The organism is Bartonella queenslandensis AUST/NH15, assembly GCF_000312585.1.
Classification (GTDB): domain Bacteria; phylum Pseudomonadota; class Alphaproteobacteria; order Rhizobiales; family Rhizobiaceae; genus Bartonella; species Bartonella queenslandensis_A.
The window spans coordinates 1-208 of record NZ_HE998151.1 but is presented as its reverse complement, the minus strand read 5'-3'; the positions used below and the strand labels follow the sequence as shown (position 1 = coordinate 208).

Sequence of the window (208 nt, the reverse complement as noted above, 5' to 3'; positions counted from 1 at the left end):
GCTTGTTTTCCAAGCAAGCCAATTCTAATGAGTGCTTGTATGATCTCTCTAAAAGAACAACCAGCATAACAATAAAGTAAGAGACGCCCATCATGTCCATTTTTAAGGGATAAGCTAGGCAACCTATCATCATGAGCAGGGCAAAGAGCAAGTCCATAATGCCCATGCCAAACCCCACGCAAGGCACGTGTCATGCCTTGAGCATTAA

General features: G+C 43.8%; 1 pseudogene. It reads right to left on the bottom strand.

Features of this window, described 5'->3' with window-relative positions:
• Positions 1-208 (bottom strand): annotated as a pseudogene (locus BN338_RS09690) (DUF7146 domain-containing protein); the annotation flags it as partial.